Origin of the sequence: Pseudomonas sp. B21-019 (assembly GCF_024749225.1) — a bacterium.
Classification (GTDB): Bacteria; Pseudomonadota; Gammaproteobacteria; order Pseudomonadales; family Pseudomonadaceae; genus Aquipseudomonas.
The window spans coordinates 5,017,912-5,041,586 of sequence record NZ_CP087193.1; the positions used below are offsets into that span (position 1 = coordinate 5,017,912).

The 23,675-nt window shown below is 59.2% G+C and carries 28 protein-coding genes; 2 read left to right on the forward strand and 26 right to left on the reverse strand.

What is annotated here, in order from left to right; genetic code table 11:
• Positions 1–129 precede the first annotated feature (129 nt).
• Positions 130–888, reverse strand: coding sequence for a tRNA-uridine aminocarboxypropyltransferase (locus tag LOY36_RS22395; protein ID WP_019647845.1), 759 nt, complete (start codon positions 886–888; stop codon positions 130–132).
• A gap of 189 nt (positions 889–1,077) precedes the next feature.
• Between LOY36_RS22395 and LOY36_RS22400 the strand changes: the two genes are divergently transcribed.
• The gene (locus tag LOY36_RS22400) at positions 1,078–1,503 is read left to right on the forward strand and encodes a PA3611 family quorum-sensing-regulated virulence factor (RefSeq protein ID WP_018926956.1); all 426 of its coding nucleotides are present in this window, start codon (positions 1,078–1,080) and stop codon (positions 1,501–1,503) included.
• Here LOY36_RS22400 and LOY36_RS22405 read toward each other — a convergent pair whose 3' ends face one another.
• Entirely contained in the window at positions 1,504–1,698 is a 195-nt protein-coding gene (locus tag LOY36_RS22405) for a hypothetical protein (protein ID WP_018926957.1), read from the reverse strand.
• Between the two features lie 490 nt (positions 1,699–2,188).
• On the opposite strand from LOY36_RS22405, the gene LOY36_RS22410 reads away from it, so the two are divergent.
• Positions 2,189–3,307, forward strand: a complete 1,119-nt coding sequence (locus LOY36_RS22410; RefSeq protein WP_019647844.1) for a TIGR00730 family Rossman fold protein — start codon at positions 2,189–2,191, stop codon at positions 3,305–3,307.
• 42 nt (positions 3,308–3,349) lie between these two features.
• Here LOY36_RS22410 and recX read toward each other — a convergent pair whose 3' ends face one another.
• The 24 genes from recX to LOY36_RS22530 form a co-directional block, all read right to left on the reverse strand.
• The gene (gene recX, locus LOY36_RS22415) at positions 3,350–3,817 is read right to left on the reverse strand and encodes a recombination regulator RecX (protein ID WP_026286484.1); all 468 of its coding nucleotides are present in this window, start codon (positions 3,815–3,817) and stop codon (positions 3,350–3,352) included.
• 8 nt (positions 3,818–3,825) lie between these two features.
• Positions 3,826–4,878 (reverse strand): recombinase RecA, encoded by a 1,053-nt coding sequence (gene recA / locus LOY36_RS22420; RefSeq protein ID WP_258671023.1) that lies wholly within the window; start codon positions 4,876–4,878, stop codon positions 3,826–3,828.
• 83 nt (positions 4,879–4,961) lie between these two features.
• Entirely contained in the window at positions 4,962–5,462 is a 501-nt protein-coding gene (locus tag LOY36_RS22425; protein WP_019647843.1) for a CinA family protein, read from the reverse strand.
• 327 nt (positions 5,463–5,789) lie between these two features.
• Entirely contained in the window at positions 5,790–6,968 is a 1,179-nt protein-coding gene (locus LOY36_RS22430) for an acyltransferase (RefSeq protein ID WP_258671024.1), read from the reverse strand.
• A gap of 141 nt (positions 6,969–7,109) precedes the next feature.
• A complete protein-coding gene (locus tag LOY36_RS22435; RefSeq protein WP_258671025.1) occupies positions 7,110–7,652 on the reverse strand; it encodes a lysis protein in 543 nt (180 codons plus the stop codon).
• On the reverse strand, positions 7,634–8,257 hold the full coding sequence (locus LOY36_RS22440) for a glycoside hydrolase family 19 protein (RefSeq protein ID WP_258671026.1): 624 nt from the start codon (positions 8,255–8,257) through the stop codon (positions 7,634–7,636). Before LOY36_RS22440 ends, LOY36_RS22435 begins: the two co-directional genes overlap by 19 nt.
• Before the next feature lie 58 nt (positions 8,258–8,315).
• Positions 8,316–8,843, reverse strand: coding sequence for a tail fiber assembly protein (locus LOY36_RS22445; RefSeq protein ID WP_258671027.1), 528 nt, complete (start codon positions 8,841–8,843; stop codon positions 8,316–8,318).
• Between the two features lie 8 nt (positions 8,844–8,851).
• Complete coding sequence (locus LOY36_RS22450) at positions 8,852–10,204, reverse strand: phage tail protein (protein ID WP_258671028.1); 1,353 nt, start codon at positions 10,202–10,204, stop codon at positions 8,852–8,854.
• An 11-nt stretch (positions 10,205–10,215) separates the two neighbouring features.
• On the reverse strand, positions 10,216–10,815 hold the full coding sequence (locus LOY36_RS22455; RefSeq protein WP_258671029.1) for a YmfQ family protein: 600 nt from the start codon (positions 10,813–10,815) through the stop codon (positions 10,216–10,218).
• A complete protein-coding gene (locus LOY36_RS22460; RefSeq protein ID WP_258671030.1) occupies positions 10,803–11,846 on the reverse strand; it encodes a baseplate J/gp47 family protein in 1,044 nt (347 codons plus the stop codon). The genes LOY36_RS22455 and LOY36_RS22460 overlap by 13 nt, the downstream gene beginning before the upstream one ends.
• A complete protein-coding gene (locus LOY36_RS22465) occupies positions 11,836–12,234 on the reverse strand; it encodes a phage GP46 family protein (RefSeq protein WP_003222234.1) in 399 nt (132 codons plus the stop codon). Before LOY36_RS22465 ends, LOY36_RS22460 begins: the two co-directional genes overlap by 11 nt.
• The gene (locus LOY36_RS22470; protein WP_019647835.1) at positions 12,234–12,743 is read right to left on the reverse strand and encodes a phage baseplate assembly protein V; all 510 of its coding nucleotides are present in this window, start codon (positions 12,741–12,743) and stop codon (positions 12,234–12,236) included. Before LOY36_RS22470 ends, LOY36_RS22465 begins: the two co-directional genes overlap by 1 nt.
• Before the next feature lie 52 nt (positions 12,744–12,795).
• Positions 12,796–13,839 carry a phage baseplate assembly protein gene (locus tag LOY36_RS22475; protein ID WP_258671031.1) on the reverse strand — a complete coding sequence of 348 codons (1,044 nt, stop codon included), beginning with the start codon at positions 13,837–13,839 and terminating at the stop codon, positions 12,796–12,798.
• 3 nt (positions 13,840–13,842) lie between these two features.
• On the reverse strand, positions 13,843–15,078 hold the full coding sequence (locus tag LOY36_RS22480; RefSeq protein ID WP_258671032.1) for a DNA circularization protein: 1,236 nt from the start codon (positions 15,076–15,078) through the stop codon (positions 13,843–13,845).
• The gene (locus LOY36_RS22485; protein ID WP_258671033.1) at positions 15,065–16,567 is read right to left on the reverse strand and encodes a phage tail protein; all 1,503 of its coding nucleotides are present in this window, start codon (positions 16,565–16,567) and stop codon (positions 15,065–15,067) included. The genes LOY36_RS22480 and LOY36_RS22485 overlap by 14 nt, the downstream gene beginning before the upstream one ends.
• A gap of 130 nt (positions 16,568–16,697) precedes the next feature.
• The gene (locus tag LOY36_RS22490; RefSeq protein WP_018926972.1) at positions 16,698–16,994 is read right to left on the reverse strand and encodes a phage tail assembly protein; all 297 of its coding nucleotides are present in this window, start codon (positions 16,992–16,994) and stop codon (positions 16,698–16,700) included.
• Positions 16,991–17,338, reverse strand: coding sequence for a phage tail tube protein (locus tag LOY36_RS22495; protein ID WP_018926973.1), 348 nt, complete (start codon positions 17,336–17,338; stop codon positions 16,991–16,993). The genes LOY36_RS22490 and LOY36_RS22495 overlap by 4 nt, the downstream gene beginning before the upstream one ends.
• A gap of 67 nt (positions 17,339–17,405) precedes the next feature.
• Positions 17,406–18,902 (reverse strand): phage tail sheath subtilisin-like domain-containing protein, encoded by a 1,497-nt coding sequence (locus LOY36_RS22500; RefSeq protein WP_258671034.1) that lies wholly within the window; start codon positions 18,900–18,902, stop codon positions 17,406–17,408.
• Positions 18,902–19,084, reverse strand: a complete 183-nt coding sequence (locus LOY36_RS22505; protein ID WP_007907211.1) for a DUF2635 domain-containing protein — start codon at positions 19,082–19,084, stop codon at positions 18,902–18,904. The genes LOY36_RS22500 and LOY36_RS22505 overlap by 1 nt, the downstream gene beginning before the upstream one ends.
• Positions 19,081–19,665 carry a hypothetical protein gene (locus tag LOY36_RS22510; protein WP_258671035.1) on the reverse strand — a complete coding sequence of 195 codons (585 nt, stop codon included), beginning with the start codon at positions 19,663–19,665 and terminating at the stop codon, positions 19,081–19,083. The genes LOY36_RS22505 and LOY36_RS22510 overlap by 4 nt, the downstream gene beginning before the upstream one ends.
• Positions 19,666–19,885: 220 nt before the next feature.
• Positions 19,886–20,902, reverse strand: a complete 1,017-nt coding sequence (locus LOY36_RS22515; protein WP_258671036.1) for a contractile injection system protein, VgrG/Pvc8 family — start codon at positions 20,900–20,902, stop codon at positions 19,886–19,888.
• Between the two features lie 9 nt (positions 20,903–20,911).
• Entirely contained in the window at positions 20,912–21,124 is a 213-nt protein-coding gene (locus LOY36_RS22520) for a tail protein X (protein ID WP_018926977.1), read from the reverse strand.
• A complete protein-coding gene (locus LOY36_RS22525; RefSeq protein ID WP_019647827.1) occupies positions 21,117–21,500 on the reverse strand; it encodes a phage tail protein in 384 nt (127 codons plus the stop codon). The genes LOY36_RS22520 and LOY36_RS22525 overlap by 8 nt, the downstream gene beginning before the upstream one ends.
• Positions 21,500–23,659: a phage tail tape measure protein gene (locus LOY36_RS22530; protein ID WP_258671037.1), complete on the reverse strand. Its 2,160-nt coding sequence runs from the start codon at positions 23,657–23,659 to the stop codon at positions 21,500–21,502. Before LOY36_RS22530 ends, LOY36_RS22525 begins: the two co-directional genes overlap by 1 nt.
• Positions 23,660–23,675 lie beyond the last annotated feature (16 nt).

A 23,675-nucleotide genomic window follows, 5' to 3' on the forward strand; every position in this document is an offset into this window, starting at 1 on the left:
CATGGCTATTCACGTAAAAATACGGCGTATCAAACGATGGCCGCGCCCCAATCGGCGCCAAGCATGCCCAGCGAAACCGGGGTGGTCAAGATACATAACCGGTACAGTTCTTTGCAGTATGGGCGACAATCAGAACATGGCGGGGACGTCGTTATGAACAAACGGCATCAGCTCGGCGTGGGCCGGTGTGGCGAGGTTCATGTCCAGCTGGTTTTTCGCGTCCAGATAATGCTGACTGAACACGTCGAAATAAGCGTCCAGCGCTGACGCAGCCTCGGTATCACCAGCCAGATCGAGACACAGTGCAGCCACTTCAGCGGTGCATAAATGTTCGCTACGGGTGGAACGGCGCAGTCGATAACGTGACAGTTTTTCGGGCAGCAGGCTCAAGATCGGCAAGCGATCAAAATACGGGCTCTTGCGAAAAATCTTCCGGGCTTCGGTCCAGGTGGCGTCCAGCAGAATGAACAGCGGGCGCTTGGTGCTATCGACCGCGACACTGTGGGTAACTCGCTCGGGTTCGACGTATTCGCCCGGAAACACCAGGTACGGTTGCCATTGCGGATCGGCCAACAGCGCCAGCAGTTGCTCATCAATCTCGGTACGCGACCAGATGAATGCATGATTGTCACGCACCACATCAGCGATCAGCCAACCGGTGTTACTTGGCTTGAACACTTCTTTGTTGGTCATGATCAGGCACACGCCCGAGCGGGCCTCGACCAATGGGCGCCAGGCACACAGGCAATGACTTTCAATCACGCGGCAATTACGGCATCGCGGCGCCCTCCAGCCACGGGCCTGAATCGGCTTGATGCCCTCCTCCTCTCGCTGATCGCGCAAGCGGGCGACGGCGTTTGCGGCAAAGCGCGGGGTGACAGGGTTCATCGCAGGCAGCACCGTAGTGGATGGAAAATCGACACGAAAAACACTCGCAAGGGCAAAAAGTCGCGGCAGTTTATCAGAGCAGCCGGTGCAAGCCTGTACCGCTCAGACCTCCTCCCCTATAATTCGCCGCCACTGAACGCACAGTCATGTGCCTGGTCGAACCACCAGTCACTGAACCAGGAGAGTTTCATGCTGCGCCTTATCGTTCCCACCGCTGCCATTTTGCTGGCGTCGTCCTTTAGCGCTCAGGCTGCATCCTTGAGTGAGCAGAATCTCAACAGAGAGCTGCGAAACGTCGCCGTACAAAGCAGCGTTGGCACTCCACGGGCGATCAACGAAGACATTCTTGATCAGGGCTACACCGCCGAAGGAAAAGTGCTGATCAACCACTTGAGCGTGCAAAGCAGCCACGCCGAAAAAATGCGCGCCGATCCCAAAGCTGTGTACTTCCAGCTTGGCGCCTCCGTATGCAGAAACCCAGGGTTCCGCAAGCTGATGGCCAAGGGCGCGATCATGCGTTACGACTTCACCGAGGTGAAGACCAACCGTCCGGTCGGCTCCGCCAGCTTCCAGGACTCGGACTGCCCGAAAGAGACTCCCGCGAAGAAGAAATAATTACCTGGCATTGGCGCGCCGCTGTTCATCCTCGGCGCGCAGCTCTGCCAACAGCGCCTGCAAGTAACGCGAACGTCGCTCCCCACCCTCCAGACGTCGGCAGCACTCTTCTTCGAGACTCAAATGATGGGTCTCGGCTGATGCTTTCAGCAATCGATACAGTTGCGCATCGATCTCCAGAGTCACTCTGGGCATGGTTTCCCGCCTCCCTGCATGCATTGATCGCCGTTGATCACGCGATAAATCCCTGAATTGCTTGAATGTTGCGTCCTGCCGTTGACGCAAAGTTGTCGTGTCACGCCTGTAACTTAGTAAATCAGAGCGCGAGACATGCGGCTTGCGTTCAGACGAGCGGTGAAAGCACCTTGCAAATCGTCAATAAGCGGTTGCCAGGAAAGACTTTGCGGCGCAATGATCAAGCCAGCGAAAATCGTTGCGAGGGTCTAAATTCAATGTGTTCACGTTGATTTTTCGAGGGCAGAAAAGGGGCTGCCCATTACGGTGTCTTATTGTGCGAACGTTTCTTTCATTCAAGGGATAAGCAGAGCCCGTATGGATGACTTGATTGCAACCGAGTCAGGTAGAGCGCCCAGGCATGGGCTTGGGCAGACAGCGACACAAGGGGTGTCGCGGCGCCGACGATTGTTTTGTCGGGCCAAGGGTTCTGTGCAGAAGGAGAAGTTGAATGCCTTACCAACCGAATGACCTACTGAGCCGTCATTTTCAAGAAAGCGGCCACGACCTCACCAGCAAGGTCGAAGAACAACTCAACCTGGTTTCACCCAACAGCCCCAACATCCCGATTTACCGCGACATGATCCTGACCGTGCTGCGCATGGCTCAGGAAGATCACAACCGCTGGAATGCCAAGATCACCCTGCAAACCCTGCGCGAACTCGAGCACGCTTTCCGTGTGCTGGAGCAGTTCAAGGGACGGCGTAAAGTTACCGTTTTCGGCTCGGCCCGCACGCCGATAGAACACCCGCTGTATGCTCAGGCCCGAGAACTGGGTGCCGCCCTGGCGCGCTCGGACATGATGGTCATCACCGGCGCCGGTGGCGGCATCATGGCGGCAGCCCATGAAGGTGCCGGCCTGGAGCACAGCCTGGGATTCAATATCACCCTGCCCTTCGAGCAACATGCCAATCCCACGGTCAATGGCACCGCCAACCTGCTGCCCTTCCACTTTTTCTTTACCCGCAAGTTGTTCTTCGTCAAGGAAGCCGATGCGCTGGTCCTGTGCCCAGGCGGTTTCGGTACTCTGGATGAAGCACTAGAGGTGCTGACCCTGATCCAGACCGGCAAAAGCCCGCTGGTGCCCGTGGTGTTACTGGATGCACCAGGCGGCACGTTCTGGCAAGGCGCGCTGGACTTCATTCACCATCAACTGGAGGAAAATCGCTACATCCTGCCGACCGACATGAAGCTGTTGAGCCTGGTCTACAGCGTCGAAGAGGCTGTGGAGCAGATCAACCAGTTCTACAGCAACTTCCACTCCAGCCGCTGGCTCAAGCATCAGTTCGTGATTCGCATGAACCATAAGCTCAGCGACCGAGCGCTTGAACACATGCAGGAGGCATTCGCCGACCTGTGCCTGAGCGATCATTTCCATCAGCATTCCTACAGTGGCGAGGAGCACGACGAAGCGCAGTTCAGCCATCTGGCGCGCTTGTCCTTTACCTTCAACGCTCGTGATCATGGCCGTCTGCGGGAATTGGTGGATTACATCAACCTGCCGGAAAACTGGGTCCAGTCCAGACCCCAGGCGCAGCAACGCACACGGGAACCGTCCAAGGTAACGTGATGCAAAAAAACGGCCCGCTATCGAAATAGCGAGCCGTTTCAGTCAATCGTCCATCCCTCGGCCGCTGAACAAGCGGCTGATCATTTCCATGGAATATCCCCGATAACTCAGGAACCTGCCCTGTTTGGCACGTTCTCGAGCGTCTATCGGTAAATGCCCGGAAAATTTGCGCCGCCAGGTGTCTTCCAGTTGCTCCTGCCAATCGATACCACTCTCGCGCAAGGCGAGCTCAATGTCGGTACGTTGCAGGCCACGCTGGCTCAGCTCTTCGCGAATGCGCAAAGGGCCATAACCGGAACGCGCACGGTAGGAAACGAAGCTTTCGAGGTAACGGGATTCGGACAACAAGCCCTCTTCCGTCAAGCGGTCGAGTGCTGTGTCGATCATTTCAGGGGGGGCGCCGCGCTGACGCAGTTTACGCGTCAGCTCGACTCGACCGTGCTCGCGTCGCGCGAGCAGGTCCATGGCGGTTCGCCGCACCGCGACGAGTGTATCGAGTACGGCGGTCATCGGATCGATCAGATATCAGCGTCAGCCAGGTCGTCTTCGGTCTCTCTGACGGCCGAAGCCTTGACGTCCGGTGCTGGGGTCAGCAGTTTGTCGCGCAGCTGTTTCTCGAGGGCCGCGGCGACTTCCGGGTTGTCTGCCAGGAACTTGGCCGAGTTGGCCTTGCCCTGACCGATCTTGGTGCCGTTATAGGCATACCAGGCACCGGACTTCTCGACGAAACCGTGCAGCACACCCAGGTCGATCATCTCACCGTTGAGGTAGATGCCCTTGCCGTAAAGAATCTGGAACTCGGCCTGACGGAACGGCGAAGCCACCTTGTTCTTCACGACTTTGACGCGGGTTTCACTACCGACGACTTCATCACCTTCTTTCACCGCGCCAGTACGACGGATGTCCAGACGAACCGATGCGTAGAACTTCAGCGCGTTACCACCGGTGGTGGTTTCCGGGCTGCCGAACATCACGCCGATTTTCATGCGGATCTGGTTGATGAAGATCACCAGGCAGTTGGCGTTCTTGATGTTACCGGTGATTTTACGCAGCGCCTGGGACATCAGACGGGCTTGCAGGCCCACGTGCATGTCGCCCATTTCGCCTTCGATTTCAGCCTTTGGCACCAGAGCGGCCACGGAGTCGACGATGATCACGTCAACGGCGTTGGAACGCACCAGCATATCGGTGATTTCCAGGGCCTGCTCGCCGGTGTCCGGCTGGGAAACCAGCAGGTCGTCGACGTTGACGCCCAGTTTGCCGGCGTACTCAGGGTCGAGAGCGTGTTCGGCGTCGACGAATGCGCAGGTCGCGCCGGCTTTTTGAGCCTGGGCGATCACCGACAATGTCAGGGTGGTTTTACCGGAGGATTCAGGACCGTAGATTTCAACGATACGGCCTTTTGGCAGGCCGCCAATGCCGAGCGCGATGTCCAGACCCAGAGAGCCAGTGGAAATGGCCGGGATCGCCTGACGGTCCTGATCGCCCATACGCATTACGGCACCCTTGCCGAATTGACGTTCGATCTGACCCAGGGCCGCAGCCAAGGCTTTCTTCTTGTTGTCGTCCATTAAAGTCCTCACGTAATCAATAAGGCCTGACGGCCAACACCTGTATAAGTAGCCAGTATTATTCCACAGCGTTTCAGGATCGCCTACCCCTGATTTGAGATTTCTCCAGCGGTATGCCGCAGCAGCCCCTCTAGCGCGGCCTTCACCGTTTGTCGGCGGACCTCGTCGCGGTTACCTGCAAAGTGCTGGACCTCGCTGAACACCTGCTCACCGACGCCCCAGGCCAGCCACACCGTGCCCACGGGCTTGTTCGGCGAACCGCCATCCGGCCCCGCCACACCGCTGACCGCCACGGCAAAACGCGCCCGGCTTTTTTCCTGTGCGCCTCGGACCATGGCCTCGACCACCTCGCGACTGACCGCCCCGACGGTTGAAAACAACTCGGCCGGGACATTCAATTGCTGGGTTTTCTGACGGTTTGAGTAGGTGACATAACCGGCCTCGAACCACGCCGAGCTCCCCGGAATGCGGGTGATCGCCTCGCTGATCCCGCCGCCGGTGCAGGACTCGGCGGCAGTGACGTGGGCATTGAGAAGCTGCAAGCGTCTGCCGAGTAGATCGGCCAGATGAGTGATCTCTTTCACGGCTCTCTCCTGATCGAGCGGAATGAGGCCTACCGTACACGAGCGAATCGCACTTGCAAGGTTCAGGATCGATCAAAATGTTAGTGAGCGAGAGCCCTGACATAGGCCTGACAGGCCTGCAAAGGCAAAGTCCGCGGTCGCTGGCGTCGGTGATAGCGATAATTCGTTGAGCATGCGCCACATCATGGGAGGGTTGCTCCGAAAAGAAATCGGGCAGCATGCGGTATCAATTTACAGCCTTGAATGCGGGGTTCATGGCGTAGTTTCCGCCCTTTTACTTCTGCCCGTAGAAAAGGCGCCGATCGGCACTTGAAAATTATAATCTGGTCACGTATCCCGAGACCTAATACCTATCGGAAAACGAAAATCTTCAACCATTTTTGCAATACGCTTTCCTACCGGTGTTGAGGGACGCTCAATTATCAGATGAACAAGAATCGTTAAAACGACAACTGCAAACCCAGACAAAGCAAATGCTGCATAGGTTGAGTGCAAAAATTTGTAGGCCATATAAAAAAGAACATAACCACACGCACCATGCAGCAAATAAAGCGGATAAGAAATTTCTGCGACCTTGTCGATAAACTTGGAGTATGGAAGCTTCGCCCCCAGCAGCATCAAAACTATAAATATAAGAGCCGCATACACATGATTTGCATACATCATCCCGGACGTAGCACTCGAATAATACTGAAGAGTAAAATTATTCATAACCAACAGCGCAAAAGTCACAAACGCAGTCTTGGCAACAGGCCAGTTCCCCGAATGATAATTATACAAAGCCATACCAACAAACATAAGAACAATAAAACACCCATTCAACGCAACAAGATTTATATACTGTCGATAGTATTCAAACTTACCCATATCTTTTGTAAGAGCGATGCTCACCAGCAGAAAAGCCAGAGCCAGTGCCAGTATCACGGAAGCCTTCTTTTGCCCCGAAAAAAACGAGAGAACAAAACAAATTATGTAAAAATGAACCCCAACCTCCAACGTCCATATCGCGGTATCGATATATGGATGACCTAAAATATCGCGAACAAACGTAGCATTCGCAATGATCGTCTTAATTGAAAATGGTGCAACGGTATTCCCCTCCATGTATCGCCCAACGACTATCACACCTGCGGTTAGGATGGTACACGCCACCGCCGTCGGAAGTATTCTCGCAACCCTTCGAATAATATAATTAGCCTTAGTTCCGCGCTCAAGCGATACAGGAATGACAAACCCACTAATCATAAAAAACAGCGCAAGCCCAAGGTAGACTTCCCTAATCTCAAATGGCTTGACTTGATCTACAATGTTTCCGATTACCCCGACCAACGCTGGGGCAACGTAATCTGCGGGCATTCCCGACTGATAAATAAATCCGCTTAACACTCCGGGATTCATCAGAAATGTCTGCCAGTGCACGTACACAATGAGTAGACAGGCCACGCCACGTAGAAACTGCAAAAACCACAACTTATTATTTTCTTGTTCGAGCGCAACACGACTCATACAGCATCCTTTCTTAATAAGGAACGCTCACCTTCAATGTGGTCATTTGGGCGAGATAGGGCATTGTGAATGTATCAATTAGAACACAATACCAAACGGTAGCAAATCAACGTTTGTGCAATCAAAATTCACCTACTGCTTTCATTGTCGGACAGATATGGTCTTCACATACTCCTGACATGCAGCCAGCGCGATCAGTCCACGGTCACCGGCGTCGGTGATGGCGATAATTCGTTGAGCATGCGCCGGGTCAAGTCGGGCTCGTGCGGCGCCATGATCCACGCCGCCGGCACCGGAGGCGGCTGGCACTGCACAGGTTGAGGCAGCGTCATGGGCATCGAGGAGGACTGACAGGCGCACATCAGCAGTGGCAAGACGATCGCGCAGGCGACCTTGATCACGTTCGGCATCGCTAAGCGCTCGATAATGGGTTTGTTCACTGGCTGAAAGACGCTGTTCAAGCGCCAGACGCTTGTCCTGCTCGGCCTGTTGCTGCGTTGCCGCTGCCAGCGCCAGCCGACTCAACGTCTCGGTGTGCACGCGAGCCTGTTCCGCCAATTGCCGGCCATACCGCCAATCCTGGAAGTGCCAGGCCAGCGCCGCCGAGCTTCCGGCCAACATAGCCAGAAACACAACAAGCCCAATTGCCCGGCAAGAAACCGGCATCAGACCGAAGACTGGCATAGCACCGCCCTCGCCCGCGCCCACAACAACAGACGATCTTGCAGGCCGTTAAGCCCACTGTTGATGCGACGAGTGATGCTGTTGAACTGGTCGCGGTCGGCCAGTTCATTCAAACCGTTCAATTCCCAAAACCAGGCCGCAGACAGCGCGGCGTACTGCGGTTGTATCAGGAGATCTGGATTGCCGATAAGGTCGATACCGAGGTCATCACCGCACTCCTGATAGTTTGCTCGGCCGGTGATCTGGATCAGACCGCGACCGCGATATGTCCACCCATCACGGCTCGCGGCATTGCCATTACCCATGCGCGAGGCATAGGCAATGTTCGCGATCTTCTCCGGCTGACGCGCGCGCGCAGCAGCCAAATCAGCCGGGAACCGGCTTGGCCACGTCGCCATCAGACCCGGCGCATCGTAGTTCAAGTTCTCAACGACGCGGGTGAGTTGTCCGGACTCATGTCCTATCTGCGCGATGAAGGCCGCAATACGCCTAGCCGTGATGATCTGAAACCGGACCATGGCTGTATTCAGGACAGGAACAAAAACGCCGGCAACTGGGCCGGCGTTCGGGAGGATCTGCAGCAACTGCTGCTGGGTGATGGGCATACTTTTCTCCGGGAAAAAATAATCCGGCACTTGGCGGGCATCGGAGTTGCGCTCTCGGCTATGGAGAGGTCGGCCACGCAATAGTGGTTGGGTAACCAGGTTGCTGCTCAATCTTTTTCAGCGCTAACTGGTAGGCCGCGTAGGCCTCGAAGGTCGCCGTATCCGCTGCATCGAGCAACCCGGCAATGTAGGCGTCAACCATGCCGGCAGTGACTTGATTGGCCGCCGACATTAGCGCATTGCACTGAGCCTGAGCGACCGCAGCGACATCAAGCAGCCACGCAGTACCGCTCCAGACGTAGTAAGCACCGGGACAAGGGAGCAACGTATATTCGCTGGGGAGCTCGCCAAGTTCGGACCACTCCTGCGCTGCGCCGGTGGTCACGCTGTACACCGTCCCGCGATGATCGGCGAGTTGAACCGGCGCAGCGTTGACGAGCACCCAAACATTGCCCGGATCAGGCGTCGGCAACAAGTCGGCCAGCTCGACGGCATTGCTCGGCAACTGACAGCCCAAGCCGGGAACTTCGGGAAGAGAAACCGGGCCAACCAAGACACCCAGTGCATCAAACACGTAAATGGACATAAAACACCTCAGATCAATTTAATTCGGCCCGGGTAGGCAATGTTTATCGGGCGAGTCTCAGAACCTCCGGCGTACCCCGAGGCCCCGGCAACCCACTGCGCGTAGTTGTTAGTACCACCACCCATCATTGTCGTGCCAAATGTGCCTGCACCGGGCAGGGAGTGGTTGTGAGATCCGAGTTGGCTGGCCTGCGAGCTACCCGCCGCACGATTCAGGTCAATTCCGAGAGACTCATCAGCGGGGCGCTGGAATCGCCCCCGGGCATCTGGACAACGGAACGTGGTGGCACCGTCGCCAGAAGTCCATCCACCCTCCATGCCGGCGCGAGCGGCTTCCGTGGTCAGCATTCCTGACTGTTGCGCGTGGTCCCACAACCAGGGGAAGGAGGCCCGCGCCAACAGCGCACCGTTCATGGCGCCGTAACCACCGGGATTAAACGAGGACGTGGTTTCAAGTACCGACCGACCCAGCGGAGTACCGTCGTAACGACTTATCGGCCACCAGTTGCCCGCGCCATCACTGCGCAAATGCCAGTAATCGCACGCCCCCATCAGGACCAAGAATGAATATCCAGCCGCATTCAGGTGGGTGTGAAATTTGATTTTGTCGGTCCCTGACGCAGTGACAACAAGAGTATTGGCGGTGTTATCCAAGCGACGAACAATGAAGTCAGTCACGCCAAGTGCCGTGTTGGCGGCAGGCAGCGTGATCGTCCGGTTAGACGCCGTCGCGTCAATAATGACCAACCCCCTCTGCGCGGCGGTCAGCGTGGTATCCGCACTGATACTGGTGACATTGCCGGTTATCTGGCCCAGTTGGGCCGCGTGCTGGCTTTGCGTTGCTGGAGCGATTTGCTCAGCCGCGCCAGTGCAGAACAGCAGGATGTATGAGCCGCCGCCGATAGAGGTGTTCCACTGCACCCATGCGTCACCATTGGCGACCAGCTCGCCACCTCGAAGGGCTGAATGGGCACCCCCAACCATAGCGACGGCCCCCAGGCCGTCGTTGATCATGCAGGCGCCAGTGTTCGCCGTCTTGACCTTGAAGCGCAGGGGCTGGCCTTCGACGCGGGCGGTGATCGCCGGCGTGAAGTTGCAGACGTAGTTATTGGCCGTGCCGGTGTCGATGGCAAAGCTGCTTGCAGCAGATTGGCCAAGGGTACCGATGGCTTTCAGCAACTGCGTCAGGTCAACTTCACTGGGTGCCATTCCCGCCGCTGCAATCACATTCAACACCTCGCTCGTGATTGCGTTGCCCCATGTCGACGGAATCAAAGATCCCGGCGTCCCGGTGACCGGGCTCTCATCCACAAACTGTCCATTCACTAGCCCAACGCCGGGCACACTCTTTGGATAATCCACTTTTCTATCCTCTAGTCATAATTGATGTAAACCAGCGTATGCGCTGGTGCGCTGCGGTGTATCAAGCATTCCAAGGCATTGCCCGGGTTCATGCCAAAACGCTCGCCCCAGTAGCTGGCACCGAAACGCCGCCCAAGCAGCAGGCGGCCGCCGGTGTTGAGGGTCCACATGAACTGCGCCTGCAAGGTACCGAAGTGCGCCGCACCGAAACGCGAGCGCCCAATACGCGGCGCCCTGAGTTCGGTGATGGTGGCGTTCGGGTAGCCTTGGGTGCGGGCAATCTCGACGAAATAGCTGATGGTCTGACTACCGACTGCGAGCAGTCGCCGGCGCACGGCCAGGCGGCGGTCATCGAACAGTGGCGTGGCGCCCAGGCATGGGTCGGGAAGGTTCATTACCCGCTCCCAATCGGGTACCAGTTCGCTGACCCCAGCCGGGTCCATTTCGTTGAGCAGGTCGGCGGCGCGGGCGTCGAGGCGGGCCAGCTCCAGTGCCACACCTTCGAGCACTTCTTCGAGTTCAGGAACTTGTTCAGGGTCCCAGGCCGGCCCGCTGGGCAGCAGGCTGCGCAGTTGGGTGTGGTATTGCGCGGCGGTTCTTATGCCTGCCATACGCAACCTCCAAAGGTCAGCAACTGGTTGTTGGCTGCTGCTACATCGGCGATCGGCGACAAGAGTTTGTGGTCGTTTTCGCCGGTGGCGCTGCTGATGGCTTCGGCGATGTGGGTCAGCAGCAACGTGTCGCCGAGGCCCGCCTCGCGGTTATGCAGATCGCGTAGTTGTGCTTCGACAGTGGCGCGCACAGCGGTGGTGTCCGGGGTCAGGCTCAATCGGTAAGTGACAGGCACTTGCACTGGTGCCAGCACGTGCAACTCGGCAGTAACCGGGCGCAGCGGTTCGATGTAAGCCTGAACTTCGGCCAGTTGCGCGGCGGTCGGGATGGGTTCCGGGTCGTTATCGCGCATGATGAACAGCCCGACGGTGCCAGGACCAAGGTAGCTGCCGAGACACCACGCGCGAGTCACGCCGGGGCATTCCAGCGCCCAGGTTTCATAGTCCTGCGCGGAGCCGCCATGGGGAATGATGCGATAGGAACTGATGACCCGGGAGCGCAGGGATTCCAGGCTTTCCCGCGCAATGCCGCCGGTCAATCCCGGTGCCAGCACCGTGAAACTGTTACCGGCAATGCCCAGGATCGGTTGCACCGGAATCAACGTCATGCCGGCCTCGGCATTGCCCAGGCTACCGGCTTCGAGCGCGGCGATGGTGGTGCTGTTGAGGCCGTTGCTGGTGGTGCGCGCGGCGGTCACTTTGTAGGTGCGACCGTCGCTTGATTGCAGCAGGGTGTCGACATCCAGCACGGCACCGGCGCTGGCGGTAAAGCTGACGCTGCCGCTGGCCGCTTGTGCGGATTTGCGCGGCTGGTTCAAACGCAGTGCGGCGATCCGTTCCAGGGTCGACTCATCCGCCTTGTCCGGGAGGATCTGCTCGGCGATCCAGTCCAGGTAGCCATACAGGCCGTAGGCGGCGCCACCGAGGGTGCGGGCCAGCACTTGCGCATCGGACTGGCGCAGCGAATCGCTGGCCAGGTCGCTTTGGGTGCGCTTGATCAGCACCGGCAGCGAAGGGGTTTCAAACGGCATAGATCACCTGCCAACTGTTATCGGGGTTGATGTCCAGGCGTTCGCCGTCGGCCAGGGTCAGGACCGTGCGCAGGTTCAGGCGCTGGGCGTCGAGGCGTTCGCTGATGATGTCGATGGCGCTGCAGTGGCCGTCGTCGATCAGCCATTGCAGGGCTTCGCGGGCGTAGAACTCGGCGTCCATCTGGGTCTGGCGGGTCAGCTTGACCCGGCGCAACAGCCACAGCCGCGAACCTATGCGGTCGTCGGCCACCGTAGGAAAGCTGTCGCCCCACCAGCCGAAACGCTCTTCGTCGTCGAGGGCATCGTCATCGGCGGCCCGGCGCCAGGTGAACAGGCTGATCAGAACTGCGCGGGTCAGTGCGGCGTGGAGGTTTTGACTGATCAACATCACTGCCCTCCCGCCGGTACGCCGGTCTGGCCGCTGCCCGCTTGCACGCCGACGTGTACGTGTTTGATCTGGCTGATGCCACCGGCAATCTGATCGCCGGTGGAGACGATTTTTCCGGTCTGGTTGATCACCGGGCTGTCGATGTTCACCGCGCTGCTGGCGCGGATGTTCAGGGTGGCGGTTTCGATGTCGATGATCCGCCCGCGCTTGAAGTGGATCTTGTCGCCTTCGTCGGTGTAGATCGCCACTTCGCCCGCGGCCAGGGACTGGAGGCGGTAGCGGCGGTCGGCGACCACCAGCACGATGGCGTGGGAGCGATCACCGCCCAGAAACGTGGCGACACCTTCGGCACCGGCCAGTGGATTGCTGGTGAAACCGTAGGGTTCGAAGTGCTCCATGTCGTCGTTCACTTCGCCGGCGGTGAGGCGCATTTGCAGCGATTGAAGCTTGGTGGCCGAGTTGGCGAGCACGACAGTGCCGCGCGCCAGGAGGCGTGTCAGTAGGCTCATGTTGAATTCCTTGGAGGGGCGAGGCCGAAGGCTGCGACCTTTTAAGGGGCTATCAGGTTTTCTTCGGGGGCTCGGGATTGGCATCGAAGGTGTGCGGCGGTGCGACTTGCAGGGTGGTGACCGAACCTTGCGCCGACAACGAGTAGGTCACCTTGGAAATCAGCATGTCGTCATCGAACCCCAGCACCGGATCCTTGACCCGCACCAGCGTGTTATGCCGCCACAGATCGCCGTTGGATTGCCGCCAACCCTGCACCTGATAGGTGGTGGTTTTGGCCTTGCCGACGCGGGTGGCGCTTTCCCAGTTGGCCCGTTGCAAGGCGAGATCGGGATTGATCTGCATGCCTTCGTTGATCACCGTGACCCGCCGACGCTTGTAGCTCAGGTCGGCAGACACCGCTTCAACCTCACTGACCGCCGCCCCGCTCTTCTTGTCCGTGCCCTTTTGCTGACCGATGACCCGGTATTCGGAAAACACCTGGCTGTAATCCATCGGCGCGTTGGCCGACAGAATATTCTTGCCCAACTCCAGCGCATCGCTGGCTCGGCCACCACTGCCAGGCCGGGCCAACACCAACCGGCCCTGGGCATCATCGGTAGAAAACACCCGGAACAACGTCAGCAATCGGTCGATGGATTGAAACACCGTTTCCCCCGGCACGATGGTGTGACTGCTGAGCCGGGCGGTCTCGGGAATTTCACTGACCACAAAGACCTTGTAGGTAATCGCCAGCGCTTCGACGATGCTCAACAGCGATTGCTCATGCCATTGGTTCGGGCGGTTGGTCGCGGCGCAATCCACCAGGTCCTGAGTACAAGAACTGCCTTCGATGTTCAGGCTGATCTGTCGCCCGTCATAACTGATCGGCGCCTTGAACACATACCCGGTCAGCACCAGATCCTGGCCGATGCGCACTTCACAGGCATCACCGGGCTGGATGCGCTTGTCCACGGTCTGTCCCGGCCATTGCCAGGTGATGTTGAGTTTAAAGGTGCGGAACTGACGCTCCAGATCCGCCGTGATTTCCACGCTTTTCCAGCCACCGTATTCCAGGCCGCCGACCGTCAACGTGACGCGGTTATCCATCTCGTTCATGGTTCACTTCCCGGAGACTTTCACATCGTTCGGCGCGTACCCTGGATGGGCAATCCCGTTGCGCTGAATCACTTCGGTGACCCGCGTTGCGTCGGCAAATTGCTTGTACGCCACGACCAGCGCCGGAAGGCTTTCCTGAAAAGACTTGCTGACCTGTCGTACACCCGACGAAGCCACTGCCTTGAGATGCGCAAGCAGCGCCTGCTTCACATCGTCGATGGCCTGATAATGCGCGGGACTGGCCTTGTCCAGCATCGGGTTGATCGCCTCGACAAGCGCCTTTTGCAGCGCTTTCAAATCGTCGGTGACCGGCACTTCCTGCCGGGTGACCGGCAGGTTCGCCTGCTGCTCCAGCGATGGTGTCGACGACAGTTTCACCGGTGTCGACGCGACCGGCATCGAGGCGACCCATTGCGCCACTTTGACCAGCAGCGTGTCCTGTACCAGATCGGCCATGGCTTGCGCCGCGGCCGTGGTGTCCTTGCCGGTGGTGAGCTTCGGCGCATCGGCCTTGCGGATGGCTTCGAGCTGTTGGGACACGTCGGCAATCACGCCGCGATAACCCTCCTTCGCGAAGTCCTTGAGCGATTTGATATCGCCGAGCAAGCCCTTGAATTCCGCCGCCACTTCCTTGGGCAGCTCCTTGACCGCTTTGACCAGCTCGGTGATCTGCCGGTACTCCTCGATCAACGGTTTGAGCTGTTCCTTGATCACGTCATACACCCCGGTCAGGCTGTTGCGCAGATTGTTGATACCTATCCGCGCAGCCTGGATCCGGATCATGACCTCTTCGAACCGCGCCACCGCCGAACCCAGCAAAGTGTCGGCCTTGGCCAGCAGCACCTTCTGCGTGCTGATCGTGGCCGTCGGAAACGGCAGCGGTTCATCGGGGTAAAACTTCAGCGCGAAGGTCACCAGCCCGCCGTCCTGGCGGGTGTGGGTCATGTCGCATTCGCCGACCTTGACTTGTAGCCGTCCCAGCCACGGGTGGACCAGTTCACCACTGCCCTGCTCCAGCGCCTTGAGCAGCTTGTCGCGTTGCTCCAGGCAATCGGGGCCGACGATGAACGCCGTCAGATCGTGGATCTTCGCCTGCTGGCCAAGGCCCTCGAAAAACGGCAGGTCCCGCTGCGGATACTCGTGCAACTGGCCCTTTTTACCGACCGGGGTTTTCGCCTGATCGACCCAGAAACCGACACCGCGAAAGGACGCCGGCAACAAACGGTCACGCCAACTCATTGGAGCCTCCCAGGGAAAGTGAGCGGTAGCCGATGCGCGAGTTGAGCGACAGCCCCGGTTGATTGGTTTGCGGTTGATCGGTGCGCAGCCCGGCCGGCGCGTTTTCGAAGCGAACCGTCAGGCCGCCTTCGAGTTGCGTGCGATTGTTGGCGGCGCTTTGTTGGATCAAGGCGTTGGAGTTTTGAGTCAGAGAACCGGGCTGCAACAACGACGACTTGAGCGGCAAACTGCCGGGAGTCGCCAGCGCGTTTGAGGGCTGCTCGGAAGCGGCATTGATGAACGCCGCCACCGGCGCAAACTCCCCCTTGCCTTCAGCATTGGTTTTCTTTTGCACCTCGGTGAAGCTTTCGACCTTGCCGGTAATTTGGGCGATAAAACCACCAAAGCTACCGCCAAGCATCTCCTGGATGGGCGCCAGAATGGCCCGGAGCTTTTCCGCTTTTTCACTGAAAAACTGAACCACAGATGCCCATGTTTCGCTCAGTGCATCCAAGGGCGACCAAGTGAACAGCCCGCTGAGGTAGGAAAAGAACGCCTGCGCTCCAAGCTTGATCGACTCCCAGTAGCCCGAGAACATGGCAGGGACCTGATCCCAAGCGGCGGCAATGGCGTCCAGCGGCACCCAGTCGAACAGGCTGCGCAGTTTCTCCTTCACCGGCACAGTCAGTGCCACGAGCAGATCCCAGATCGCCGCAAACAAACCGACAACGGCCCCCCAGTTGTTCAGGATCATTCCGTAGGGCGTCCAGGCAAACCACGCCTTGAGGAAGTCGAATCCCGCACTCACGACTGCTTTGACTTGATCAAAAATTGCCGAGAAAACGCCGCTGATCGGAGCCCAATAACCGACAACCTTTTGCCAGAGCCCGGCGAAAAACGTCGAAATCGGCTCCCAGTTGGCAATGATCACACCGGCCGCCATGGCAATGCCCATGGCAATCAGCATGATCGGATTGGTCTTGAGCACCATGCTCATCAGATCGAACACTTGCGTCGCGCCAGTCACGGCCGTTTGCATTGCCGAAAATGCGATGGCACCTGCCGCCAGCCCTTCGACCAGTTTCGGGTTGTCATCGAGCAGGCTGCCAAATCCAACCAACAACGGTTGAAGACCTGCCGTTACGGTCGCGACAGCAGGCTGCAAGGCCGTGTTGGCCGCGATCGATACCTGCTCCATCGAGCGACTGAACACATTCATGTTTTGCGTAGCGCTTGCCGGCGCCTTCGGTAAATCAACGCCTTCAGCCGATTCGCTGACCTCGGTCAATTTGCCCTTGAACGCGTCGGACACCTTGATTGCATCCACGAACGGCGTGATCACGCTACCGCCCTTGAACAGACCGCTGATGTCCAGTTTGCCGAGGCCGGTCTGCTCCAGGTTTTTCTTGAAGCTCTCGACTTTTTCCCGAAGGGCGCCGAGTTTGGGTGACAGTTCGTCGATGCCCGTGAGCAGCACCGATGTTTTCCCTTTCGTTTGTGTGTCTGCCATCACTGCACCTGCTGCATCGCATTGATCCGTTGCGCGTGCTCCAGCGATTCGCGGAGCACATCCAGTGGCCTGGCCATCATCTGTTCGGGGTCAACCTTCCAGAACCAGGCCAGGTCATAGGCGACTGCGATCAGGTCGGTGATGGCTCCGATGCCGCACTCATGAAAAAACTCGCGACCGCCCAACTCAGCGTGTTGAGATCAGCCAGATCCAGCTGGTTGACTGATGACGGCGGGATGCCGGCGCACACGGCGATGTATTTGGCCGCGACGTCCATGTCGAGGCTGACCTCTTCGCTCTTGTCGATCTTGTACGGCAGCGCCTTGATCGCCCGCACTTCCTGCACCGTCGGGCGGCGCAGGTTGAGCTCGGTCAAGGGCTCGCCGTGGGCTTCGATCGCAACTTGAAGCTTCACGGCGTTGCTCATTGCCAGGTCCCCTTGATGCCTTCGAATTTCAGTTCGATGGTGGCGTCATCGCCTTTGGATACCGGCTCTTCCACCAGGTAGGCGCCGGCCAGTACGTAGACTTTGCCGTTGCTGAATTCGCAGGTGACGGTCATGTCGGAGCCTGCGATCAGTTGCTTGAGCGGGAAGTCTGCGGTGTGCAGCGCCGTCACTTTGAACGACGGCGCGATGTCGGTTTCCTTGTAAAAGCCCGGCACGACGGTTTCCCGTTTAACGGCCATCAATGGTGCTTCGCAGCCACCGTTGATGGTCAGTTGAGCGCCGTCCACTTTGACGTAGCAGGTGCCCGCAATCAGTTGCCCCATGGTGTTTCTCCCTTCAAATAAAAAGCCCACGCGCGGTGGGCCGAATTCACACAGTCAAAGGCAGCGATCAGGCTGCGTCGTCGTACTGCAGACGGAACTGGTTGAGCAGCGCGAACACGCGCAGGCCGTTGATGTAGTCCGGCGGGAACAGCACATTGACCCGGCTCGGGTCCTGGGTGTCGCGCTCGACGATCAGGTATTCGGCAAACAGCTCGGCGTTTTCCACATGGCCTTCCAGTTCGAGCTTGGCGTACTGGGCGATCAGCTCACCGCGAATGGTGCTCGGGGTAACGATTGGCTGGCCGGCGCCGAAACGGGTGCCGTCGGAGGCCAGTTTGTGGCGACCGTATTTGCTGGTGATCACGCTTTGCAGACGACGCACGATGAACGCCGACTGGTGCATGGTTTCGCTGTCCAGGTAGGAGTTGTCTGCCTGGCCGTAGGCGTTCTTCTGATAGGTGGTGATCGAACGCTGAATGCGCACGTAGCCGCCTTCGTAATACGCGGTGGCGATGCCGTAGTTGAGCAGCGACTGACGCTCGGTCAGGGTGAACCGCTCGCTCGCCGGGGCCGGGTCGAGACCTGGCAGGCTGCCGCTTTGGGTCGGACGGCTGGCGTCGGCCGAGATGAACACCGAGGTGCGCGCAGCCAGTGCGGCGGCCTGCACCCAAAACGGTTGCGGTACGCCCGGTTCCAGCGCCTGGATGGTCATGTGCTGGTCGTTACGCGCTTGCCCTGCCGCCACCAGCGTACCGACGGTGCCGCGTTTGGCGCTGTAGACGTGACCGAACAATTGCTTGGCCCAGGACCAACGACCGGTGCTGTCATCCATGACCGCTTGCCAGGTGTTGAGGGTCGACAGATCCGACCACGGCATGCAAATGAACTCGAACGGTTCATCGCCCAGCGCCGCCACGGCAGCCACTTGATCCGGCACACCGGCGCCGCCGGTCATGGCGGTGATCGCCGAGGTCAGGCCGGCCGGGGTTTCTTCGCCGTTGCTCTTGCCCAGGCGATTGAATTGCAGGCTGATGTCGTTGCCACTGTCGCCAGTCCATTTGGCGCTCAGGGTGACCACACCTCCGACCGCCGCCGCAGTGACCGGCAGATCGGCGCTGGCATTGATTTTCAACGCCAGGGCGGTGGCCGCTTGCGCCGCGGTGGCGCCGTTGACGATAGCCGCCTGAACGCGAACGCCGCCGACGTACAGGTTGAGCACGCCGCTTTGGGTCGCCGCACCGGTCAGAGTCAGCACGCCTTTGGCAATGCTGCCTTCGGTGCTGTGCAGCGGCAGGCACCAGATCTCGCCGATCGGGTCGGTCTTGCGCCAGGTTTCGTACATCGAGGCGAGCATCGAGCCCTGGCCGCCAATGCTTTTGGCCAGCGCCACGCTGGACACCAGCACCAGTTTGCCGGCATCGGCCGGCGCAATGTTGTCGTTGACCTGAGCGACGATCAGGCGGCGCATGGCCGACGACGCGCTATTGGCGGCCGAGTTGTCCATTTCGGCATAGAACAGCGGAACACGAATGTCCGCGGGGATGTTGCTGAATCCGATCGCCATTATTTGGCTCCCTGTGGTTTCGCCGCTTTCACGGCTTTGGTAGTGATATCGCCATCGGCCAGACGTCGACGCCACCAGGCGTTGTCCGGCACTTCACGGCCCTCGAGGGGCAACAGATCGCCCGCTTCCGGGTCCGGCACGACACGGCCCGGGGCCGGCAGCACGGTGATGCGTTTGCTCATAGGGTTACGTCTCCAGAGAAAGTCAGTTCCAGGCGCCCGTCGGGGCCCGGGCGTTGCAGATTGGGGTCCGCCGGGTCGATCGCATCGACCCGCACGGTGACCCCGGTAAAGGACGACAAGCCGTCCAGTTCACGCTCGTGCCAGCTCTGCGCCGGTTGCCCCGGCAGATTGCGGCCGAGCTGGAATTCGGCGAAAAAGCGCAGGCGATAGAGCACGCGGCTGCTGTTGATGGAAACCAGTTCGCCGCCGTCGTAGGCGATGGCGCTGTAGTCATTGCCGGGCTTGAAACCCACCAGTGCGCGCCACAGTTCGGCGCGCAGGTCGTGCAGTTGATCCAGCGCTGCGGCGGCGTCCGTGGTGTCGAGCACCAGGGTGACTTCGAAGCGGTCGCGGATCGGTTGCAGCATCAGGTGTTGCGCCACGCTTTTGCTCGCCACATCGGCGATGGGGACGACGTAGGCGCAAGGCGTGGCGAGCGGGTTGTTGGCTTGCAGGGTGGTGAGGTCAATGCCCGCCGCCACACGATTGGCCAGGGTCGGGCATTGCTCACGCAGCTGCGTGAGGATCGGCGTGATCTTCATGAGGGCGCTCCAGAATCGAATGAAATGAGTGAGCAGCGACGCAAATTTTTGTAGCAGCTGCCGAAGGCTGCGTTCGGCTCGGGCCGCGTTCGGACGCAGCAGTCGTGAACCAGGCGACGTGGTGTTTCAGACAAATCCGGGTATCAGGATTTACGACTGCTGCGCAGCCGAACGCAGCCTTCGGCAGCTGCTACGGGGCGGGGGTGATTTTGGGTGTGGGCTATGCCTTGGCGTCCAGGCAGGTCGCGTCAATCTTGCAGCGATAGCTTTTTTCCCGGTCGCCGCTGGCGGTGACTTTGTCGATTGACCAACGCCCGCGCATGAAATCCGGCCAGGTGGGGTCCAGCAAAACGATCCCTTCAGCGGATAACCCCGGATTGCCAGGGCATTCGACCGTCACCTTGAGTGCTTCGCGCATCATCCGGCGGGTCTCGCCTTCGGCGGCGGCCCGGGCATCGTCCGCGCTCTGAAACCGCTGGCGAAGGGTCTTGAACGGCGCGATGCCGCTCTCCTCGACCCGCACTTTACCGGCCGCCGCGTCCCACCAACTGGTCTTGCAGCCCTGGTATTTCGCCCGGGCGGTTTCATCCAGGACGGCGGAGATAAAGGCGTGATCGCCTGGGCGATTGTTGGTCGTCACCGACAGCTTTATGGTCGGCAGAACTTTGCCCGATAACGATTTCGCCTGACCGCGCCGTGCCAGCACATACAGCTCGTTGACCGGTTTGGCGACGGCATCATGCAGGTAGGCCAGTCGCGTCAGAAAACCCATGTCGGTTTCGTTGGACTGGTCGATGTGCGCGATTTTTATCAGCGACAGGTCCGGGGCCACACGAGGGGAAAACCCGTGCCTGGATGTCAACTGGCGGAACAAGGCACCCAAGGTCGTCGGACCATGGCTGACCGATCGGCGCTGTTTGAACCCGGTCTGATCCGTCGCACTGAACGGCGCCGCCGTGGCCACCAGCGTCAGACGCAGGGGAAACAGAGTCGGCGTGCGCCGGGTAATGACGAACTCGCCTTTATCCACCAGCCCCGATTCCAGATAACCGACCCGCAGGCCGATTTTTCCGCCCAGGCTGGGCAACCCTTCAAGCCCATCCAGACTGATCACGAGCGTCAGTTGATCGGATTCAATTCCCGCTGCGTCGATGTGTGTCCAACTGATTAATCGTTCGTTGAGCAGCGCAGCATTCGCGCCGTAAATTTCCACAGCAGGCGTGAAACCCAGTGACATGCTGCCTCCTTAATCCCAGGCCGAAACCGGTGTGGGTGCGACGGGTTTCGAATCCACTTCCGGCAGCACAACCCACAACCCCGCCGGCAATATTGCCCCCCATTCGGCAAGCTCCGGATTAAGACGCCAAAGCGCTTCTTCGGTGGCATCGTCACCACGCTCAAGCTCGCGGTACAGCAACAGATTCACCGAATCACCGGCGATACTTCGAACCCTACGCATTGGCGAACTCCGTCAACTCGATAATCCAATCGACCACCATCGCGGTGCCGTCATCAAGGATGTTGTTTTGGGTTTCCGACACCTTGTTGATCTGCCACAGACCCCAGTTGCGGCCGATGCCGTCAACCAAGGGCAAAGGGATGCGCAGCGCCTGCAAGGCACGCAGCTCATCGAGCCGATCCATGGCGGTCGCGTACATCGACTTGCCTGTTATCGTCAGCCCTTGCAGGCCTTGGCCGACCTGACTGGATTTGGGTTTGCTGGTGAGGATGTCGATGCTCTTCCAGCCGCCGTCCGAGGTGCGCACCAGACTGTGGTAAGCGAAGTTTCTGGACAGGCCGAAAATGAAACTGCCGAGTGCCATTTGCTGACGCATCACGTACCTCCATCAGTCAGGGCCGCATCACTTCGCATGGCGAGTGAGTTGGGCATGGTCATGAGTCCGAATTGACCCGTGATCTGTTGCACAACCAGGTTCGCCAATTGACTGGCGCTGGCCTGATCCTGGCCGTTGATGTAGATGTTCGCGTTAACCGTGTTCTGTTGATTACTCGTCTGGGCGTTGGTCAGGTCTTTGCTGACCTGATCTGGAGCGGCGAGCTTGTCGGCGGGTGTAGCGAGTTTCTCACCCAGCCATTCCCCTCCCCAACTGCCCGCCATTCCCCCCAACAAACCACCGATTACGCCACCGACCGCCGTGCCCAGAACAGGCACCACGCTGCCGATCAGGGCGCCGGCAGCAGCGCCAGCATAAGTACCGGCGAGTCCGCCACCGGCCGAGCCCAGCGCCCCGCCGACCGCTTTGGTATCACCCGCCTGCAAGCCTTTGACGGCATCGTAACCAGCACTGAGCAGCATCAGCGGCGCGACCCGCTTGGTGACTGCCGAGCCCATTCTGGCGGCACCCAGCAAGCGACTCCCGGTCGACATACGTGGCAGTTTGGCTGCGCTTTTTGGGATGGGCTTGATCGCGGCTTTTCCAGGAGCTGCGCTTTTTCCGGCCCTTGCGCCTCGGGATTGCTTTTTGCCCTTACGACCGCGTTCCTTGGCATCGGCTGTCAGATCCCCCGTTTCGGAAATCGGTCGCGCACCTGCCAGAACCAGAAGTTTTGTTGCTGCGGCGGTGATGGCCGAGGCCATCGCGACCTTGATTTCAGCACCACGCGCCAACGCAATGGCTCCCGCGAGCACCAGCAATCCTGCAGTAGCTTTCGGTTGTGCTTCAGCGACCCCGCTCAAGCCATCGGCCAATGCGCCGAGCGACACCATCAAACCATCAGTCAACGGCGCCAGGGCATTGCCGCCCGCCGCGAACATCCGGTTCTTACTCGCATCCAGCGCATTCCAGCGCCCTTGCGAGGTTTCCCCAAGCGCCTCGGCGGATTTCGCTACGGAACCGTTGAACTTCGGCAACGTCCCGTCGGATGTCCGCTCGGACACCAGTAAAAAAGCCTTTTGGACGTCTTCCGGTTTTTTCAACAGTTCAAGAATCGCCGCGTTATCACCAAACAATGTCTTGGTCAGTGACTGCTGTTCTTCTGCAGGTTTTTTCTTCAGTGCTTCAAGCACCAGGTTGATCGTTCCCGGCGCGTCCTTGCGCAGGCCATCAGCCAACATCCCTGGATTGAATTTGCCGTCCAGGTCAGACCAAGCCTTGCGCTGTTCCGGTGAAGCCGCGTCCCCCTTGGCCAAAACCGTGGTGAAACCTTTCAAAGCCTCACCGGCACCGGACTTGTCCGCGCCGCTGTTCAAGAACGCCGCCGCGAGGGCCGCCATCTGTTCCGGCGTCATGCCCGCGGCGATGCCCGCCTCGCCACTGCGTTGCACCACAGAACCGATGTCTGCCGCTTTGACATTCAGACCGCTGTTGCCGAGATGGTTGGTTGCATCCGCCAGACTCAGGCTTTGTCCGCGATCCAGCTTCATCGAATTACGCCAACCCAACAGCATCTCGCTGGCGGCCTTGACGTCGAGATTGAACGCCGACGCCGTCACCGCGCTATCTCGGGTGAAGTTCAGCAGTTCGTCCTGCTTTTTAGCCGGGTCGAGCCCGTCCCCGATACCCGCCTTCGCCGCCGCCAACTCGACCTGAGCCAGTTGAACCGCCGTTGCCCCGCTCGGAGCAACCTGCTTGTCAGTGGCCATTTTCAGGTTGGCCTCCGACAGTTTCTGCAACTGGACGTTGTCCAGTTTCAGCACTTGGTTGAGCTCAACCATCGCCAATTCGGTCGCCATCGCCGACTTGAGCAAATCCGGCGGCGTGCGCTGATCAACCTCAGCCTTTAACTTGGACTTTGGTTCACTGCTTGCCGCGGGCACCGAAGCATTCGCCTTGAGCAGCGACTGCTGCGACGACAGGGCAATGTTCAACAACGCCAGCGCTTCGCGAAGCTTGACCTGTTCAGACACCAGCAGACGGATGTCGAGGCTGGCCGTGGTCAGTGCCAGGTTCAGGCCCGACGTTTCAGAGGCGCTGCCCAGTTGCGGCAATTCGATGCTTGCCGCACCGGACAGCGAATACTTACTGTCTGCCATCCTGCTCTACTCCTGT